Below are 16,926 nucleotides of genomic sequence, written 5' to 3' on the forward strand. Positions count from 1 at the left end.
CCGCGCGCCCATGGTTCTACGTGGTGAGAACGTGACGAGAAGCGGGCCGGGCGGGCTCAGGCGCCGCTCACTGCTCGCATCAGCCGCCGCCGTCGGCGCGGCCGGCGCGATCGGCGGCGCCGCCGGTTGCAGCCGGACAGCCGAGGCGGACGGCACCGTCGAAGGGGGTGACCTGCTCGAAACGCTGCGGGACCGTGGCGTCGTCAAGGTCGGCATCGCCGGCGAGGTGCCCTTCGGCTATATCAACGAGGACGGCGACGCCGTCGGCGAGGCTCCGGCCATCGCCGAGGTGGTGTTCAAGCGACTGGGGATTCCCAAGATCGAACCGGTGCCGGTGGAGTTCGGGGCGCTGATCCCGGGACTGAAGGTGTCGCTGTTCGACGTGGTGTCCGCGGGAATGTACATCAACCCGGACAGATGTGCCCAGGTGCTCTTCGCGGACCCCGACTATCTGATGTTGGACGCCTTCATCGTCAAGAAGGGCAACCCGCACGGGATCGAGGACTACAAGGACATCGCCGACAAGGGCCTGAAGCTGGCCAGCGGCACGGCGTACGCCGAGATCGACTACGCCAAGGCCAACGGCGTCAAGGAGGTCCTGGTCCTGCCGGACCAGGTGGCCGGCCTTGAGGCGGTCGAGCAGGGCCGCGTGGACGCCTTCGCCGGCACCAGCGTCACCGTGAACAACGCGGTCAAGGGCTCCAAGCGGGCCGAGGGGACGAAGCCCTTCCAGCCGATGGTCGACGGCGAGCCCGCCTTCGGTGCCGGCGGCTTCGCCTTCCGGCTCTCGGAGAAGAACCTGCGGGACGCCTTCAACGTGGAGCTGCACAAGCTCAAGGAGAGCGGCGAGCTGCTTCGCATCGTCAAGCCCTTCGGCTTCACCGAACGGGAGATGACGGACAAGACGGTGAAGGAGCTGTGTCCCTGATGATGACCTGGGAGTTCTTCCGGGAGTGGTTCCTCCCGGGCATCTGGATCACGATCCAGGTGCTGGTCTACAGCGCCGTGCTGTCCGCCGTCGTGGCGTTCGTCATCGGTACGCTGCGGACCTCGCGGCTCTGGATCGTGCGCTTCCTCGCCGGCACGTACTTCGAGATCTTCCGCGGCATGTCCGCGCTGATCTTCATGTTCTGGATGGCGTTCGCGGTGCCGCTGATGCTCGGCTGGCAGTTCGTGCCGCTGTGGTCCGGCACCCTGGCGCTCGGCCTGACCTACGGCGCGTACGGCTCCGAGATCGTGCGCGGTGCGCTGGCGGCGGTGCCCGCGGCGCAGCGGGAGGCGGGCATCGCGCTCAGCTTCACCCGCTGGCAGCGGCTGCGCCGCATAGAGCTTCCGCAGGCGTGGCCGGAGATGATCCCGCCGTTCAACAACCTGCTGATCGAGCTGCTGAAGGGCACCTCGCTGGTGTCGGTCATCGCCGTCGCCGACATGACGTTCGCCGGAAACCTGCTGCGGCTGGCGAACAACGAGAGCGCGCCGATCTACACGCTGCTGCTGGTGCTGTACTTCATCCTCGCGTTCATCCTCACCCGCCTCATGCGGATGCTGGAGCGCCGGGCCAAAGCGGGGGTGGGCCGGGCTCCGGAGAAGAAGAACGGCCTGCTCTCGCGCAAGCTCGCCCCCAGCGGTGAGTCCATGCAGGCAGGCACGCAGAGCGCTGGAGGTCTGGGATGACGTTCGACTGGGATGTCGTCGACGAGTTCATGCCGCGGTTCTGGGACGGGGTGCTCGTCACCCTCCAGGCCCTGGCGCTCGGCACGCTGATCGCCTTCGCCCTCGGCCTGGTCTGGGCCATGGCACAGCGCCAGCCGCAGCGGTGGATCCGCTGGCCGGTGACCGCGGTCACCGAGTTCATCCGGAACACCCCGCTGCTGGTGCAGTTGTTCTTCCTGTTCTACGTGGTCCCCCAGTGGGGCCCCTCCATGTCCCCGCTCACCACCGGCATCGTCGGCCTGGGCCTGCACTACTCGACGTACACCGCCGAGGTGTACCGGGCGGGGATCGAGGGCGTGCCGGTCGGCCAGTGGGAGGCGGCCAAGGCACTCAGCCTGTCGCGCGGCCGGACGTGGACGTCCGTGATCCTGCCGCAGGCCATCCGCCGGGTGGTGCCCGCGCTGGGCAACTACGTGGTCGCGATGCTCAAGGACTCGCCGATGATCGCCGTGATCGGCGCGCTGGACATGCTCGGCGAGGCCCGGCAGTTCAGCAACGAGACCTTCACCACCGAGGCCATCACCGTCGTGGGAGTGGCGTTCATCGTGATCGCGTACCCCGCTTCCCTGCTGATCCGATTCCTGGAGCGTCGCCTTGTCAACAGTTGACCCCACCACCAAGAACCCGCCCGTTGCCAGCGAGCTGATCCGCTTCGACAACGTGACCAAGCGGTTCGGCGACAACGTCGTCCTGGACGACCTGTGCTTCGACGTGTCGCCGGGCAAACACGTGACGCTCATCGGGCCCTCCGGATCGGGCAAGACCACGATCCTCCGGCTGCTGATGACCCTGCTGGAGCCGGACAGCGGCACCATCAAGGTCAACGGCGACTACCTCTTCCACGAGGAGCGCAACGGCAAGCTGGAGCACGCGAGCGAGAACCACGTCCGCGAGGTGCGCAAGAACATCGGCATGGTGTTCCAGCAGTTCAACCTCTTCCCGAACATGAAGGTGATGCGGAACATCACCGAGGCCCCGGTGCACGTGCTGGGGCTGGGCAAGGAGGAGGCGGAGACCCGGGCGCGGGAGCTGCTGGAGCTGGTGGGGCTCACCGAGCACATCGACAAGTACCCGAGCCAGCTCTCCGGCGGCCAGCAGCAGCGCGTGGCGATCGCCCGCGCGCTGGCGATGCGCCCGCAGGTGCTGCTGCTGGACGAGGTCACCTCGGCGCTGGACCCGGAGCTGGTGGCCGGCGTGCTGGACCTGCTGCGGGACATCGCGCAGACGACGGACATCACGATGCTGTGCGTCACCCACGAGATGAACTTCGCGCGGGACATCTCCGACGACGTGCTCATGTTCGACGCCGGAAAGATCATCGAGTCCGGGCCGCCGGAGAAGATCTTCAGCGAGCCGGAGAACGAGCGCACGCAGCAGTTCCTCAACGCGATCCTCTGAGGCGTCACGGACGCCATCGGGCGGGCGCCCTCCGTCACCGGAGGGCGCCCGCCGGCGTTCCGCACGGCGCCCGCGGGACGTTTTCGCGTCGTTTACGCGGCGAACGGGCGGGGACCCGCGGGGAGTTGGCCCGCTATGGTGGGTCACGGCCCGGCTACGGGCAGCGATGACGGCTGGGGTCGCGTTCCGGCGGGAAGACTTCGGGGCAGCCTGATTCGGGGAAACCTGAGAACACCTGTCAGGGAGACCACGTGGCGGTCCTGCACCCGCCTCCCGGGGAACAGCCCCCGGGCCGGCGACCCGAGCCGACGGAAGAACCCGCGGCACCCTTCCACTCCGTACGGCACGCGTTCCGCGTGCTGGAATCCGCCGCCCGGCACCGCGAGGGGGTGCCGGTGGCGCAGCTCGCCCGCGAGACCGGCCTGCCGCCGGGGCACCTGGCGCACCTGCTGCTGATGCTGCGCAGACAGCGCTACCTGGAGCGGCTGGAGGACGGCTCGTACACCGTCGGCGACGCCCTGGCCCTGCTCACCGCGGGCGGCGACCGCGGCGACGCGGTCCACGACAAGCTCCAGCGCGGCATGAACGAGCTGCGGAAGGCGACGCGGGCGGCGATCTACCTCGGCCGGTACGAGGACGGGGAGGTCCGCGTCACGCAGGTCGCGGACGCGCCGGGGACGCCGCGGGTGAACGAGTGGGTGGACTTCCGCTCGGCGGCGCACGCGACGGCGATAGGCAAGTGCCTGCTCACCCAACTGGACCACGACGCCCGCCGCGAACACCTGTCGCGCCACCGCGCGGCGCGGCTGACGTCGCGGACGATCACGAGCGAACGGGCGGTGCTGGCGGCGCTGGACCGCCAGGTGGCGACGGTCCCGACGCTGGACCTCCAGGAGTACGCGGTGGGCACGGTCTGCGCGGCGGTCCCCCTGACGGCGGGCCGCGAGGTCGGCTGCGTGGCCCTGTCCCTCCCGGTCCACCAGACCCACCGCCTGCGCGCGGCGGCGGACAGGCTGAACAACGAGGCGGCGGGCCTGCTGCTGGCGCTGTCGCTGTAGGGGGCCGGGTGCCGCTCTGCGACTGGGCGGGCAGTCGGGCGTACCGCTCCGCGGGGGGCAGCGAGTCGACCGGGCGCAGCGCAGACCACGAGGCGGCGCCGAGGCGGACGGCGGACGGAACGGCCTTCGCGTGGGGTGCGGCACCCGCGCCGCCGCGGACGGCGGGACGACGAGGCGGTGGGCGACCGTCTCCGGGTGCCCCTCGACGGCTCGGCGAGGCGGGGGGCGTAGCGCAAGGCCGCGCGGCGGCGGAACGCCGGTGAGGCGCGCGGGGCCGCCTTTGCGCGGGTGCGTCCACCCGCGTCGCGGGCGGCGTTCGTTCGGCTGCCGGATTCGGTCACAGCCGCACGGCCGCGCAGCGGGTTCGCGTGCGGCGGAAGGGATTCGAACCCTCAAGCCCGGTCAGGGGCCACAGATCCTAAGTCTGCTGCGTCAGCCATTGCGCCACCGCCGCTCGCCCGGAATGTTACCCGCCCCCGGATCGCGGTCCGGATACGGCGGGTTGGGTCGCGGGGCCGCGGCGGAACCCGTGTGCGGGGTGGGGCGGCGGCGTCGTAGGGTGCGGCAATGCGTACCGAACGGCTGGCCGACGACGCGTGGGCGCTCCTCGGCGGCGGGCGCCGTGCCGTGCTGGGGCTCGCCGGGGCGCCGGGGGCCGGGAAGTCGACGCTGGCCCGCGCGCTCGTCGCCGCGCTGCGCGCGCGGCACGGCGCCGGCGCCGCCGCGTACGTGCCGCTGGACGGCTTCCACCTCTCCAACGCCCAGCTCGACCGGCTCGGCCTGCGCGACCGCAAGGGCTCGGAGCCGAGCTTCGACGCCGCCGGCTACGCCGCGCTGCTGCGCCGGCTCGCGGAGGAGCCCGAGGCGGAGGTGTACGTACCGGACTTCGACCGCGCGCTGGACGAGCCCGTCGCCGCCCGGCACCGCGTCGCGCCCGGCACCCGGCTGGTCGTCACCGAGGGCAACTACCTCGCCTGCGACCTGCCTGGCTGGCGGGCGGCGCGGGAGCTGATGGCGGAGGTCTGGTACGTGGACGCCCCCGAGGCGGTGCGCGACGCGCGGCTGATGGAGCGGCACGTGGGCTTCGGCCGTACGGCGGCCGCGTCCCGCGCCTGGATCGACGCCAACGACGCGCCCAACGCGGAGCTGGTGAAGGCGTCGCGGGAGCGCTGCGCGCGGGTGGTCGCCGGAGGGCCGGGGGAAGAGCGGGAGGGCCGGCCCGAGAACGGGGCGGCGGACGTGGCCGGCGGGGACATCGTCGTCGTCAGCGGGCCGCCCGGGGCCGGCAAGACCACCGTCGCCCGCCTCCTCGCCCAGGACTCCGACCCCAGCGTCCACCTCCACACCGACGACTTCTGGGCCTTCATCGCCCGCGGCGTCATCGCCCCCTACCTGCCCGCCGCCCAGCGCCAGAACGAGACCGTCGTCGCCGTCGCCGCCGGCGCCGCCGCCCGCTACGCCGCCGGCGGCTACCGCGTCGTGCTCGACGGCGTCGTCGGCCCCTGGTTCGTCGACGCCTACCGCGCCGCCGCCCGCACCGCCGGCGTCCCCCTGCACTACGTGGTCCTGCGCCCCGACGAGCGGACGACCCTGGCCCGCGCCACCGCCCGCACCGGCCCCGAGGCGCTGACCGACCCGGAGCCGGTGCGGGCGATGCACCGGGAGTTCGCCGACCTCGGGGCGTACGAGGCGCACGCGCTGGACACCGGCGGCCAGCCGCCCGAGACGACGGCCGCGGCCGTACGCGACGCCGTCGCGGACGGTACGTACCGCATCGGCTGAGGGCTGACGGACACGCGAAGAGCCCGGGCCGACCGGCCCGGGCTCTTCGGGGTGCGTACGCCGCCAGGGACTCGAACCCCGGACCCGCTGATTAAGAGTCAGCTGCTCTAACCAACTGAGCTAGCGGCGCAGGTCGTCTCGCACGACGCCGCCAAGCATACCGGCTCCCCGAGGGTGCTCAGGCACCCGTTCCGAGCTGTACGACCCGGCCCTCGGCCGCCGACAGTCGGGCCGCCTCCAGCACCCGCAGCGTCTCCACGGCCTCGGCGGCGGTGACGGGCGGGGGCGTGCCGGTGCGCAGGGACTCGACGATGCCGGCGTAGTACGCGGGGTAGGCGCCGGGCAGCGTGGGGACCAGGTCGCCGCCGCCGGTGAGCGGGGACTCCCCGGTGCCGAGGCGGCCCCAGGCGTCGTCCGGCTCCGCGCCCCAGGTCATGTCCGGGGTGTCGACCGGGCGGCGGCCGTCGCGCAGCGCGGCCTCCTGCGGGTCGAGCCCGTACTTCACGTACCCGGCGCGGCTGCCGAGCACCCGGAAGCGCGGCCCGAGCTGCGGGGCCACCGCGGTCATCCACAGGTGCGAGCGGACTCCCCTGGCGTGCACCAGCGCGACGAAGTTGTCGTCGTCCACCACCGAGCCCGCCCGGCGGGCGTCGGACTCGGCGTAGACGGAGACCACCGGGCCGAAGAGGGCCAGCGCCTGGTCGACGAGGTGGCTGCCCAGGTCGTACAGCAGCCCGCCGACGTCCGCCGGGTCGGCGGAGTCGCGCCAGCCGCCGCGCAGCTCGGGGCGCCAGCGCTCGAAGCGGGACTCGAAGCGGTGCACGTCGCCGAGGGAGCCGTCGGCGAGCAGGGCCGCGACGGTACGGAAGTCGCTGTCCCAGCGGCGGTTGTGGAAGGCGGAGAGCATCAGCCCGCGGGCGTCGGCGAGGGTCGCGAGTTCGCCGGCCTCGGCGGCGGTGGCGGCCAGCGGCTTGTCCACGACGACGGGCAGCCCGGCCTCCAGGGCGGCGGTCGCCAGCGGCACGTGCGTGCGGTTGGGGGAGGCGACGACGGCGAGGTCGAGGCGTTCCGCGCGCGCGAGGAGTTCGTCGGCGGTGTCGACGGTGGTGGCGTCCGGGTACGCGGCGCGCACCTGCTCCTGCCGCTCGGGGTTCGCGGTGACGACGGTGTCGAGGACGAGCCCGTCGGTGGCCTCGACGAGCGGGGCGTGAAAAACGGACCCGGCCAGTCCGTAACCGAAGAGACCAACGCGCAGGGGGGTGCCAGAGGTGCCATCCATGGCCGTCACCTAACCACACCCCCCGCGGCGGGCCGGGAGCGGGCGGGGTGTTCGCGCCAGGCTCCCGTACGGGCCCGGAGGTTGCGCCGGACGGGCGTAGTGCGGCCGTGCGTTGAGCCGTTCGGAGCCGTCTCGCCGATCGCCGGTAGACGGGCCGTGGCACGGTCGCGAGCATGGGACCGCGCTCCGTACTCGCCCTCACGGCCGCCACCGCAGCCCTCCTCCTCTCCCCCCTCTCCCCCGTCACGACCGGCGCCGCCGCGGCGCAGGAGCCGCCGCCCGGCCGCGCGTTCGCGCCGCGCTGCGGCGACCCCGGGGCCGGGCGCTTCCCCGTGGCGACGGCGCTGCGCGGCGACGGCGCGGCGTTGCGGGCCGGCGGCGCGCGCCGCGGCCTGGCGCTGCGGCTGCACAACGTCTCGGACGATGCCTGCCGCGACGTGCACCCCGTGGCCGTGCTCAGCCACGAGGGCGGCGGGCGGCTGCGGCCCGACGACATCCGGCTGGAGTTCTACGACGCGGCGGCGCGGCGCTGGCGGTCGGTGGCGTTCGAGCGGACCGGCGCGGAGGAGAGCGCGGGGGTGTTCGCGGACGGCTTCGGCGGCTTCGCGCTGCCGGCGGGGGGCAGCCGGGAGGTGCCGGTACGGCTCGGCTTCGCGGCGGGCGCCCCGACGGGGCGGGTGACCGTGAACGTGACCACCGTGCAGCGGCGCGGGGACGACGGCGAGTGGGTGGGGCAGTCGGACGACTACCACGTCGCCATCGGGCGGGGCCGGTCGTGCTGCGGCGGTACGGAGGAGCCGACTGAACCGGCGGCACCGACCAAACCGCAGGACGCGACGGAGCGCCCCGCGCCGCCGCGGGAGGGGCTGGCGACGGAGCGGCCCCGGCGGCAGCCGGCGGAACCGGGCACCCCGCAGGGGCCGCCCGGCGCCGGGGAGGGCCGCGAGCGCGGCGGCCCCGGGACGCCGGACGCCCCGGCGGAGCGGGGCACACCGGGAACGCCGGGCACACCGGGAGCGCCGGGAGCGCCGGGAGCATCGGAAACGCCGGGGTCTCCGCGGGGGCCGGTGGCTCCTGGAGCACCTACGGCGCCGGGCGCTCCGCCGCCACCGGGGGCTCCGGGCACAGCGGCACAGGAGGGCGGGCCCGTACCGCGGTGGCCCGAGGACGTACCGGCGGCGCCGCCCCGGCTTCCCGGCACCGCCCCGATGCCGGAGGGCCTGGCGGACACGGGCGCCCGGACGACCGCCGCGGCGGCGGGGGCCGCCGGTTCGCTCCTCCTCGGCACCGCCCTGCTGCTGACGTCCCGTCGCCCGCGCCGCACCCGCCCCTGACCCCGCCCCGCCGCCCGGGGCCGGCACGCCACCGCGGGCGCAGGGGGCCACACCGCCCGCCCGACCAACCCCACCGGCCCCCGGCCCCCGGCCTCCGCGCCGCCCGGACCGCGCCGGCCCGTCCCCACCCGCACCTCCCACTCCCGCCGCCACCGCCCCCGGTTGACGCCCCCCGCCTCACTCTTCTCCCTCTGCCCCCGTCTGTCCCGCCGCTCCTGCGTCTAGGCTGGTGACCCCGTCCCCGAGGCACCGGTTGGAGAGAGCAGATGGCGGAGCGCATGCCGGTCGAGTCCTGGCTGACGGACATGGACGGGGTCCTCATGCACGAGGGCATCCCGATCGCCGGTGCCGACGCCTTCATCAAGCGGCTGCGCGACTCCGGCAAGCCCTTCCTCGTGCTCACCAACAACTCCATGTACACCCCCGGCGACCTGCACGCCCGGCTCTCCCGTATCGGCCTCGACGTGCCGGTGCCGAACATCTGGACCTCCGCCCTGGCCACCGCCAAGTTCCTCGACGACCAGCGCCCCGGCGGCACCGCGTACGTCATCGGCGAGGCCGGGCTGACCACCGCGCTGCACGACCACGGCTACGTGCTCAGCGACCACCGCCCCGACTACGTCGTGCTCGGCGAGACCCGCACGTACAGCTTCGAGGCGCTGACGAAGGCCATCCGGCTGATCGAGAACGGCGCCCGCTTCATCGCCACCAACCCGGACGAGACCGGCCCGTCCACCGAGGGCCCGCTGCCCGCGACCGGCGCCGTCGCCGCGCTGATCACCAAGGCGACCGGCAAGGACCCGTACTTCGTCGGCAAGCCCAACCCGCTGATGATGCGCGCCGGGCTCAACCAGATCGGCGCCCACTCGGAGTCGACCGCGATGATCGGTGACCGGATGGACACCGACATGCTCGCCGGGCTCGAAGCGGGCATGGAGACGTACCTGGTGCTGACCGGGCTCACCCGGGCGGACCAGGTGGAGCGGTTCCCGTACCGGCCCTCGCACATCGTCGACTCGATCGCCGACCTGGTCGACCTGATCTGAGCCGGTCCGCGGACGCCGCGGGGGCAACCCCGCACCCGCCGTTCGGGTGGGCGGCGACCGGATCGGCGTAGCACCGCGGCCGTGCGGATGCGCGGGCCGGGCACGTCGCGACCCTGGGAGTGAGAGCTTCCCGGAGGTCCCATGCGCCCGGTCCGTGTCTGCCTCGCCGCCGTCCTGCTGCTGACGGGCGGCGCCGCCGTCTCCTGTGCCTCCGACGCGTACGCGCAGGGCGAGGTGACGGTGACCCCGTACCGCGTACAGCGCGGCGATCCCGTCGAGGTCGGCACCGGCGCCTGCCGGGGCGACTACGCCTCGGCGACCTCGGAGGCGTTCGAGGCACCGGTGAACCTGCGGCCGGAGAACTACGGCGGGCTGACCGGCCGGGGGAAGATCAGGTGGACCGCGCGGGCCGGTACGTACCCGGTGTGGGTCGACTGCGACGGCGAACGGCGGGTGGCGCGCGGCCGGGTGGTGGTGGAGGAGCCGCACGAGCGGCCGGACCACTGGAAGAACAACTGGCACCACCAGCCCTGGTCCCCGGTGACCGCGGGCGGCGGCGGCACCGCGAACAGGGCCGAGGAAGCAGAGGAAGCACAGAAGGCGCAGACCGCACAGGCGGCCGAGCAGAAGGGCTACGGTCCCGGCGTGCTGCCCGTCGCCCTCGTCGGCGGCGGCGCGGCGGTCCTGGCCCTCACCTTCGTACGCCGCCGAACGCGCGGCACCGCGGCCGACGCGAGCGACGGCGCCCCCGATGGCCGCTGAGCGCACCGGCCGCCGTCCCGGCCTCGTCACCGCCGCCGCCTGGGCCGTGCTGCTGCTCGGGCTGTGGCTCTGGGGCCGCGAACTGGCCGGCCGGGACGACGACGGCGTGATCTCCGACGGCGCGTCAGCCGCGCAGGTGCTGCGCTCGGGCCCGCCGGCGGCGCGCCCGCTGCCCGGCTCGGCGCCCGCGGGCGTCGCGGTGCCGTCGGTGGGGATCGAGGGCCCGGTGCTCGGCCGCGGGCTGGACGAGAACGGCGCGGTGGAGGCGCCGCCGTTCGGCAACGCGAACGAGGTCGGCTGGTACCGCGGCGGCGCACAGCCCGGCGCGGCCGGTGTCGCGGTCTTCGTCGGGCACATGGACACCCGCGCCAAGCCGGCGGTGTTCTACCGCCTGGGCGACGTGCGCCCCGGCGAGGAGGTCACGGTGGCGCGCGCGGACGGGCGCACGGCTGTGTTCACGGTGGAGCGGGTGGAGACCGTCGCCAAGGAGGACTTCGACGCCCAGCGCGTGTACGGGCAGCACAAGCGCGGCCGGGCCGAGATCCGCCTGCTCACCTGCGGCGGCGCGTACGAGCCGCTGGCGCGGAACTACACGGGCAACCTGGTGGTCTCCGGCTACCTCACGCGGGCGAACTGACGTCGAGATCCCGAAGGAGCTTCGCGACATGACCGGTGGCCTTGACGTTGTACAGCGCCCGCTCGACCTTGCCGTCCTCGTCGACGACGACGGTGGAGCGGATGACGCCGGTCACCGTCTTCCCGTAGAGCTTCTTCTCGCCGAAGGCGCCGTACGTCTCCAGCACCGCCTTGTCGGGGTCGCCCACGAGGGTCACCCGCAGCGACTCCTTCTCGCGGAACTTCGCCAGCTTCGCGGGCTTGTCGGGCGAGACGCCGATGACGTCGTAGCCGGCGGCGGCGAGCACGTCGAGGTTGTCGGTGAAGTCGCACGCCTGCTTGGTGCAGCCAGGGGTGAGCGCGGCCGGATAGAAGTAGACGATGACCTTGCGGCCGCGGTGGTCGGCGAGCGACACGTTCTTGCCATCCGCGTCGGGAAGGGTGAAGTCGGGAGCCGTGTCGCCTGGCTGAAGTCGCTCGCTCATGGTGATTTCCCTACTTCTCGGTGCGGGGCGGATGTCGCACCCGAGCGTAACGGCTGACAGACTGTCGACCAGCAGACGGACGTCGAGGACGGAGGCACCGCGGTGTCGGACGGCAGGACTCCCGCGCAGATCGAGGCGGACATCGCCCGCCGGCGGCAGGATCTCGCCGCGACGCTCGACGAGATCACGCTGCGGGTGAGCCCCAAGAACCTGGTGGACGAGGCCAAGGCGCGTACGAAGGGCGCGGTCGACCGCACCGCCGGGCAGGCGTTCGTGGTCGCGAACCGCGCCGTCGACAGCGCCCGCGGCGTGCTCGTCTCACCCGACGGCGCTCCCCGGCTGGAGCGGATCGTGCCGGTCGCGGTCACCCTGGTGGCCGTCGTCGGGCTGCTGGCGCTGGGATCGCGCCGGCCGGAGAAGACCCGGGGCAGGCGGCGGCGCCGCTAGCGACGCGGGTACCTTCGGGTATGTGAATACGCCCCACGACAAGCTGCCCATCCGGATGCTCCACGACCGGGTACTCGTCCGCACCGACGCCGCGGAGGGCGAGCGCCGGTCCAGCGGCGGCATCGTCATCCCCGCGACCGCCGCCGTGGGCCGCCGGCTGACCTGGGCGGAGGTGGTGGCCACCGGGCAGAACGTGCGGACTGTCGAGCCGGGCGACCGGGTGCTGTTCGACCCGGAGGACCGCGGCGAGGTCGAGGTGCGGGGCGTGGGCTACGTGCTGCTGCGCGAGCGCGACCTGCACGCGGTCGCCTCGGAGCGGCTGGAGGGCTCGGAGGACTCCACGGGCCTGTACCTGTAGCGGACCCCGCCGAGACCGGCCGGGACCCCGCCGTGAGCGGCCCGCGCGTGCGCGGGCGGCGCCCCCGGCGGCCGTTCCCCGCGGCTTGCTACGGTGGGAGTAACCCGACGAGACGCGCCGTACCGGGTCACGCAAAGACGACGCACCCCCGTCAGCCCGATCACGGAGGTCCGTCTCATGGCGTGGATACTGCTGCTCGTCGCCGGTGTGCTCGAAGTCGGCTGGGCGATCGGCATGAAGTACACCGAAGGCTTCACCCGGCTGTGGCCCAGCGTGTTCACCGTCGCCGGCATCGCCGCGAGCATGATGCTGCTCGCGCAGGCCGCGAAGACCCTGCCCATCGGCACCGCGTACGGCGTGTGGGTGGGCATCGGCGCCGGTGGCGCGGCGCTGCTCGGCATGGTGGTGCTGGGTGAGCCGGCGACGCTCGCGCGGGTGTTCTTCGTCGCCCTGCTGCTGGTCGCGGTGGTCGGTCTGAAGGCGACGTCCGGCCACTGATCCCGTTACCGCGACAGCTGCCGGGGCCCTGCCGCGACACCTGCCGCGACACCTACTGGGGCACCGGCGGTGCCGCGCCCGCGGGCGCCGCGGGTACGGGTGCCGCCGGGGCCGGCGCGGGCGGCAGCGGCATCGGCAGGGCCGCCGGGGCGGCCGGGGGCGCGGGCATCGGTGCCGGGGGCGGCGAGTAGGGCATCCGCTGCCGGTGGGAGACCTCCAGGTCGAAGTCGCTCACCGGCACGTCCCACAGCGCGTCCCTGGTGTACGCGCCCCAGATCCTCGCCGGCACCCCGCCGCCGCTGATCCGGTCCTCCCCCATCACCCCGTGCAGCGACTTCTGCGCGCCCGTCTCCGGGTCCTGCCCCATCACGCCGACGACCGTGGCCAGTTCCGGGGTGTAGCCCGCGAACCACGCCGAGCGGTCGTGCTCGCCGGTGCCCGTCTTGCCGGCCGCCGGCCGCTCGGCGATCTGCGCCTCCTCGCCGGAGCCGTTCTCGACGACGTTCTGGAGCATCGCGGTCGTCGCGTCCGCCGCGTTGCGGGAGACCACGGGGTGCGGGCGCCGCGGCGGGAGCTGGAAGATCTCGCCGTTGCGGCTGAGCTTGTCCACGAGCCGGTAGCCGCCGTGGTCGCCGTGGCCGGCGAGGGTGGCGTACGCCTGCGCGAGGTCGAGCGCGCTGGGGGTGGCGGAGCCGAGGGCGATGGAGGGGTGCGGCTCCAGCTCCGGGGTGGAGGGCGGCAGCCCGAGGCGGACCGCGGTGCCGCGGACCTTCTTGGGGCCGACGTCCTGGGCCATCTGCGCGTAGACGGAGTTGACGGACTCGTTGGTGGCGTCGGCGACGCTGATGCGGCCGTAGGAGACGTCGTCCTGGTTGCTCGGCGAGTAGCGGACGGGCTTGCCCTTCCTGCCGATCACCTTGCGGCCGGTGTCGCCGTCGTACATGGTCCGCGGCGTGATCCGCCTGCCCTCCCAGTTCCTCGCCTTCTCCTGCACGGCGGCGGTGAAGACGAACGGCTTGAAGACGGAGCCGGCCTGGTAGTCGCGGCGGGTGGCGTTGCTGACGTACTGCTGGGTGTAGTCCGTACCGCCGTACAGCGCGACGACCTTGCCGCTGCCGACGTCGATGGAGGCGCCGCCGACGCGCACGTAGGCGTCGGCGGGGTTGGACTCCGGGTCGAGCTGGTACGTCAGTTGCTCCTCCACGGCGCCGACGAAGGCGTCCTGCTTGTCGGGCTGGAGCGTCGTGACGATGCGGAAGCCGCCGGCGGCGAGGGTCTTCTCGTCGATGATGCGGTGCTCGACGAGGTAGCTGTTGATGGCCTCGACGAGGTAGCCGCGCTGCCCGGACAGGCCGGGGTCGAGCCGGGACGGCTCCGGCACGGGGAACTCCAGGCTGTCGCGGGTGCCGGGCGCGAGCCAGCCCTCCTTGACCATGCCGTCCAGCACGTAGTCCCAGCGGGCCTCTGCCGCGGGCCGGTTGTCGGGGTGCACGGCCACGTCGTACGTGCTCGGGGCCTGGAGCAGCGTCGCGAGGAACGCGCCCTCGGCGACGGTCAGCTCCTCGACGTCCTTGTCGTAGTACGCCCGGGCGGCGGCCTGGACGCCGTAGGCGTTGCGGCCGAAGTAGCTGGTGTTGAGGTAGCCCTCCAGGACGTCGTCCTTGGTGACCTCGCGGTCCAGCTTGATCGCGATGAACGCCTCGCGGAGCTTGCGGCTGATCGTCTGCTCCTGGTCGAGGTAGTAGTTCTTCACGTACTGCTGGGTGATGGTCGAGCCCGACTGGGTGCCCTTGCCGGTGACGGTGTTGAAGCCGGCCCGGACCATCGCCGTCGGGTTGACGGCGGAGTCGGAGTAGAACTCGCGGTCCTCGGCGGCCAGCACGGCCATCCGCACGTGGTCGGGGACGCGCTGCAACTGAACGCTCTCGCGGTCGACCTCGCCCTTGTCGGCGAGCTTGGAGCCGTCCGCGTAGAAGTAGTGGTTGCTCTGGGCGGTCGCCATGTCGTTGGGCCGCGGGATGTCGACGGTCAGGTAGCCGACGGCGAACGCCCCGGAGGCCAGCGCCACCGTCAGCATGGCGGCGCCCAGCAGCACCTTCCACCAGGTCCTGCGGTACGCGCGCCGCCGGGCCGGCTCGGACCGGCCGGCGGGCGGGGCGGGCGGAGGCGTCGCCGCGCCCTCCGCGCCGTCGGCACCGGCGACGCCCTCGGTGTCGTCGGCGTCCTCCGGGTCCCCCTCGGGGCCGAAGCTCCGGATGCCCTGTCGCATGTCCGTGTGGCTCATCTGCCGTCCGTGGCTCGATCTGTCGTCTGATATGACACTTGCGAGCAGTTTGTCATTAAGAATGCAGATATCCAGGAGGCGTGGATAACCGGTCGCAGGGCTCAACCCGACTGGACTAGAGTCGGTGCCTTTGTGCGCGGGGCCTGCGGCGGGCCCCCGGTGACCGGGCGGGGGTGCGGGGATGCGTGGCACGCACGCGCTGCGGGACGCGCCGCCCGTGCAGGCGCTGCGGCTGTACGGGCTGGTGGCCGCCGGCGGCTTCCGCCGGTTCGCGACGTACCGCGCGGCCACCGCCGCCGGCGTCTTCACCAACACCGTCTTCGGCTTCATCCTGGCGTACACCTTCATCGCGCTGTGGCACGAGCGCCCGCAGCTCGGCGGCTACGACCAGGCGCAGGCCCTCACCTTCGTCTGGGTCGGCCAGGCGCTGCTGGCGCCCGCGGCGCTGCTCGGCTACGGCTTCCAGGAGGAGCTGGAGGAGCGCATCCGCTCCGGCGACGTGGCCGTGGACCTCTACCGGCCCGTGGACCTCCAGCTCTGGTGGTGCGCCCACGATCTGGGCCGGGCCGCGTTCCAACTGCTAGGCCGCGGCATCGTGCCGATGGCCGCGGGCGCGCTGGCGTTCGAGCTGGCGCTGCCCGCCGCGGCGCACACCTGGCTCCTCTTCCTGCTCTCCGTGACGCTGGGCTGCCTGGTGAGCTTCGCCCTCCGCTACCTGGTCGGTCTCGCCGCGTTCTGGCTGCTCGACGGCCAGGGGATCAACCTGATGAACTCGCTGGCGGCGATGCTCCTGTCCGGCACGCTGCTGCCGCTGACCGTCTTCCCCGGCGCCCTCGGCGACATCGCGCAGGCGCTGCCGTGGGCGGCGATGCTCCAGGTCCCCGCCGACGTGCTGCTCGGCCGGCACACCGGCGCGGGCCTCGCCGGGGCGCTGGCGTTCCAGGCGGGGTGGGCGGCGGCGCTGCTGGCCGCCGGGCGGGCGATGCAGGCGTGCGCGACCCGCAGGATGGTGGTGCAGGGTGGCTGAGGCGGTCGCGGGGGTGCGGGGGTACGGGCTGATCGTCGCCATGTGGGTGCGTACGACGATGACGTACCGCATGTCGTTCGCGATCACCGCCCTCGGCAACATGCTGATGACCGCCGCCGACTTCGCCGCGATCTCGATCATGTTCTCGCACACCGACGTGCTCGGCGGCTTCACCTTCGCCGAGGTCGCCCTCCTCTACGGCACCACCTCCACCTCCCTGGGCCTGGCCGACCTGCTGCTGGGCAACCTGGACCGGATCGGCCGGCGGATCCGCGACGGCACGATGGACACGATGCTGGTCCGGCCGGTGCCGGTGTTCGCGCAGATAGCCGCCGACCGCTTCGCGCTGCGCCGGGTGGGGCGGATGCTCCAGGGGCTGGTGGTGCTGGTCTGGTCGCTGGTGGCGCTGGACGGCGTGGCCTGGACGCCGGTCTCGGTGCTGCTGGTCCCGGTGATGGTGCTCTCGGGGGCGGCGATCTACGGGGCGGTGTTCGCGTGCGGCGCGGCGTTCCAGTTCTGGGCCACGGACGCGGCGGAGGTGCAGAACTCGTTCACGTACGGCGGGAACACGATGACGCAGTACCCGCCGACGATCTTCAGCAAGGAGCTGGTGCGCGGCGTGACGTTCGTCGTGCCGCTGGCCTTCGTGAACTGGCTGCCGGCGCTGCACGTGCTCGGCCACGACGACCCGCTGGGCCTGCCCGGCTGGGTGGACTTCGCCTCGCCGCTGGTCGCCGCCGCCTGCTGCGCGCTGGCCGGGCTGGCGTGGCGCACGGGGCTGCGCGGCTACCGCAGCACCGGAAGCTGAAGCTGACGGAAGCACAGGGAGCGAGGAGGGGC

The 16,926-nt window shown here is 73.3% G+C and carries 18 protein-coding genes, 2 tRNA genes and 1 riboswitch; of the genes, 15 read left to right on the forward strand and 5 right to left on the reverse strand.

All coding sequences use genetic code 11. The features are described from left to right. Positions 1-10: 10 nt before the first annotated feature. From ehuB to QBL21_RS28620, 5 genes are all read left to right on the forward strand, one after another. A complete protein-coding gene (gene ehuB, locus QBL21_RS28600; protein WP_407565117.1) occupies positions 11-928 on the forward strand; it encodes an ectoine/hydroxyectoine ABC transporter substrate-binding protein EhuB in 918 nt (305 codons plus the stop codon). Continuing rightward, the gene (ehuC, locus tag QBL21_RS28605) at positions 928-1,674 is read left to right on the forward strand and encodes an ectoine/hydroxyectoine ABC transporter permease subunit EhuC (protein ID WP_407566597.1); all 747 of its coding nucleotides are present in this window, start codon (positions 928-930) and stop codon (positions 1,672-1,674) included. The genes ehuB and ehuC overlap by 1 nt, the downstream gene beginning before the upstream one ends. Continuing rightward, on the forward strand, positions 1,671-2,321 hold the full coding sequence (gene ehuD / locus QBL21_RS28610; RefSeq protein ID WP_407565118.1) for an ectoine/hydroxyectoine ABC transporter permease subunit EhuD: 651 nt from the start codon (positions 1,671-1,673) through the stop codon (positions 2,319-2,321). The genes ehuC and ehuD overlap by 4 nt, the downstream gene beginning before the upstream one ends. Continuing rightward, positions 2,308-3,111, forward strand: a complete 804-nt coding sequence (gene ehuA, locus QBL21_RS28615) for an ectoine/hydroxyectoine ABC transporter ATP-binding protein EhuA (protein ID WP_407565119.1) — start codon at positions 2,308-2,310, stop codon at positions 3,109-3,111. The genes ehuD and ehuA overlap by 14 nt, the downstream gene beginning before the upstream one ends. A gap of 260 nt (positions 3,112-3,371) precedes the next feature. Beyond that, on the forward strand, positions 3,372-4,169 hold the full coding sequence (locus QBL21_RS28620) for an IclR family transcriptional regulator (RefSeq protein WP_407566598.1): 798 nt from the start codon (positions 3,372-3,374) through the stop codon (positions 4,167-4,169). A 369-nt stretch (positions 4,170-4,538) separates the two neighbouring features. Here QBL21_RS28620 and QBL21_RS28625 read toward each other — a convergent pair. Further along, positions 4,539-4,623, reverse strand: a tRNA-Leu gene (locus QBL21_RS28625). 113 nt (positions 4,624-4,736) lie between these two features. On the opposite strand from QBL21_RS28625, the gene QBL21_RS28630 reads away from it, so the two are divergent. Continuing rightward, complete coding sequence (locus QBL21_RS28630) at positions 4,737-5,951, forward strand: nucleoside/nucleotide kinase family protein (protein WP_407565120.1); 1,215 nt, start codon at positions 4,737-4,739, stop codon at positions 5,949-5,951. A gap of 56 nt (positions 5,952-6,007) precedes the next feature. On the opposite strand, the gene QBL21_RS28635 is transcribed toward QBL21_RS28630, so the two are convergent. Beyond that, positions 6,008-6,081: transfer RNA gene (locus tag QBL21_RS28635), tRNA-Lys, on the reverse strand. 48 nt (positions 6,082-6,129) lie between these two features. Beyond that, positions 6,130-7,230: a Gfo/Idh/MocA family oxidoreductase gene (locus QBL21_RS28640; protein WP_407565121.1), complete on the reverse strand. Its 1,101-nt coding sequence runs from the start codon at positions 7,228-7,230 to the stop codon at positions 6,130-6,132. 173 nt (positions 7,231-7,403) lie between these two features. Here QBL21_RS28640 and QBL21_RS28645 point away from each other — a divergent pair, with 173 nt between their 5' ends. From QBL21_RS28645 to QBL21_RS28660, 4 genes are all read left to right on the forward strand, one after another. Next, positions 7,404-8,564, forward strand: a complete 1,161-nt coding sequence (locus QBL21_RS28645; RefSeq protein ID WP_407565122.1) for a hypothetical protein — start codon at positions 7,404-7,406, stop codon at positions 8,562-8,564. 266 nt (positions 8,565-8,830) lie between these two features. Next, positions 8,831-9,610: an HAD-IIA family hydrolase gene (locus QBL21_RS28650; RefSeq protein ID WP_407565123.1), complete on the forward strand. Its 780-nt coding sequence runs from the start codon at positions 8,831-8,833 to the stop codon at positions 9,608-9,610. 141 nt (positions 9,611-9,751) lie between these two features. Continuing rightward, positions 9,752-10,372, forward strand: a complete 621-nt coding sequence (locus QBL21_RS28655) for a hypothetical protein (protein ID WP_407565124.1) — start codon at positions 9,752-9,754, stop codon at positions 10,370-10,372. Further along, positions 10,362-11,009, forward strand: coding sequence for a class F sortase (locus tag QBL21_RS28660; protein WP_407565125.1), 648 nt, complete (start codon positions 10,362-10,364; stop codon positions 11,007-11,009). The genes QBL21_RS28655 and QBL21_RS28660 overlap by 11 nt, the downstream gene beginning before the upstream one ends. Here the strand turns inward: QBL21_RS28660 and bcp are convergent. Then, the gene (gene bcp, locus QBL21_RS28665; RefSeq protein ID WP_407565126.1) at positions 10,993-11,472 is read right to left on the reverse strand and encodes a thioredoxin-dependent thiol peroxidase; all 480 of its coding nucleotides are present in this window, start codon (positions 11,470-11,472) and stop codon (positions 10,993-10,995) included. The two genes, QBL21_RS28660 and bcp, sit on opposite strands and share 17 nt — an antisense overlap. 102 nt (positions 11,473-11,574) lie before the next feature. On the opposite strand from bcp, the gene QBL21_RS28670 reads away from it, so the two are divergent. The 3 genes from QBL21_RS28670 (at position 11,575) to QBL21_RS28680 (ending at position 12,775) form a co-directional block, all read left to right on the forward strand. Then, on the forward strand, positions 11,575-11,919 hold the full coding sequence (locus tag QBL21_RS28670; protein WP_407565127.1) for a DUF3618 domain-containing protein: 345 nt from the start codon (positions 11,575-11,577) through the stop codon (positions 11,917-11,919). Between the two features lie 55 nt (positions 11,920-11,974). After that, positions 11,975-12,277 (forward strand): co-chaperone GroES, encoded by a 303-nt coding sequence (locus tag QBL21_RS28675; protein ID WP_281623519.1) that lies wholly within the window; start codon positions 11,975-11,977, stop codon positions 12,275-12,277. Positions 12,278-12,359: 82 nt separating this feature from the next. After that, positions 12,360-12,424, forward strand: a riboswitch (guanidine-III (ykkC-III) riboswitch). 30 nt (positions 12,425-12,454) lie between these two features. Further along, positions 12,455-12,775, forward strand: a complete 321-nt coding sequence (locus QBL21_RS28680) for a DMT family transporter (protein WP_407565128.1) — start codon at positions 12,455-12,457, stop codon at positions 12,773-12,775. Positions 12,776-12,827: 52 nt separating this feature from the next. Here the strand turns inward: QBL21_RS28680 and QBL21_RS28685 are convergent, their stop codons facing one another. Beyond that, positions 12,828-15,059, reverse strand: coding sequence for a transglycosylase domain-containing protein (locus tag QBL21_RS28685; protein WP_407565129.1), 2,232 nt, complete (start codon positions 15,057-15,059; stop codon positions 12,828-12,830). Between the two features lie 181 nt (positions 15,060-15,240). Here QBL21_RS28685 and QBL21_RS28690 point away from each other — a divergent pair, with 181 nt between their 5' ends. Both QBL21_RS28690 and QBL21_RS28695 read left to right on the forward strand, forming a co-directional pair. Further along, positions 15,241-16,086 (forward strand): ABC transporter permease, encoded by an 846-nt coding sequence (locus tag QBL21_RS28690; protein ID WP_407565130.1) that lies wholly within the window; start codon positions 15,241-15,243, stop codon positions 16,084-16,086. After that, positions 16,079-16,894: an ABC transporter permease gene (locus tag QBL21_RS28695; RefSeq protein WP_407565131.1), complete on the forward strand. Its 816-nt coding sequence runs from the start codon at positions 16,079-16,081 to the stop codon at positions 16,892-16,894. The genes QBL21_RS28690 and QBL21_RS28695 overlap by 8 nt, the downstream gene beginning before the upstream one ends. Positions 16,895-16,926 lie beyond the last annotated feature (32 nt).

It is taken from the genome of Streptomyces sp. 184 (genome assembly GCF_045781775.1).
GTDB lineage: Bacteria > Actinomycetota > Actinomycetes > Streptomycetales > Streptomycetaceae > Streptomyces.

What these genes read in the sequence shown, in the direction of transcription:
- QBL21_RS28690 (WP_407565130.1), top strand. Translation starts at nt 15,241, where the DNA reads ATGCGTGGCACGCACGCGCTGCGGGACGCGCCGCCCGTGCAGGCGCTG.
- ehuB (WP_407565117.1), top strand. Translation starts at nt 11, where the DNA reads ATGGTTCTACGTGGTGAGAACGTGACGAGAAGCGGGCCGGGCGGGCTC.
- QBL21_RS28655 (WP_407565124.1), top strand. Translation starts at nt 9,752, where the DNA reads ATGCGCCCGGTCCGTGTCTGCCTCGCCGCCGTCCTGCTGCTGACGGGC.
- bcp (WP_407565126.1), bottom strand. Translation starts at nt 11,472, where the DNA reads ATGAGCGAGCGACTTCAGCCAGGCGACACGGCTCCCGACTTCACCCTT.
- QBL21_RS28680 (WP_407565128.1), top strand. Translation starts at nt 12,455, where the DNA reads ATGGCGTGGATACTGCTGCTCGTCGCCGGTGTGCTCGAAGTCGGCTGG.
- ehuD (WP_407565118.1), top strand. Translation starts at nt 1,671, where the DNA reads ATGACGTTCGACTGGGATGTCGTCGACGAGTTCATGCCGCGGTTCTGG.
- QBL21_RS28640 (WP_407565121.1), bottom strand. Translation starts at nt 7,230, where the DNA reads ATGGATGGCACCTCTGGCACCCCCCTGCGCGTTGGTCTCTTCGGTTAC.
- QBL21_RS28645 (WP_407565122.1), top strand. Translation starts at nt 7,404, where the DNA reads ATGGGACCGCGCTCCGTACTCGCCCTCACGGCCGCCACCGCAGCCCTC.
- QBL21_RS28675 (WP_281623519.1), top strand. Translation starts at nt 11,975, where the DNA reads ATGCTCCACGACCGGGTACTCGTCCGCACCGACGCCGCGGAGGGCGAG.
- QBL21_RS28660 (WP_407565125.1), top strand. Translation starts at nt 10,362, where the DNA reads ATGGCCGCTGAGCGCACCGGCCGCCGTCCCGGCCTCGTCACCGCCGCC.
- ehuC (WP_407566597.1), top strand. Translation starts at nt 928, where the DNA reads ATGATGACCTGGGAGTTCTTCCGGGAGTGGTTCCTCCCGGGCATCTGG.
- QBL21_RS28650 (WP_407565123.1), top strand. Translation starts at nt 8,831, where the DNA reads ATGGCGGAGCGCATGCCGGTCGAGTCCTGGCTGACGGACATGGACGGG.
- QBL21_RS28685 (WP_407565129.1), bottom strand. Translation starts at nt 15,059, where the DNA reads ATGAGCCACACGGACATGCGACAGGGCATCCGGAGCTTCGGCCCCGAG.
- QBL21_RS28630 (WP_407565120.1), top strand. Translation starts at nt 4,737, where the DNA reads ATGCGTACCGAACGGCTGGCCGACGACGCGTGGGCGCTCCTCGGCGGC.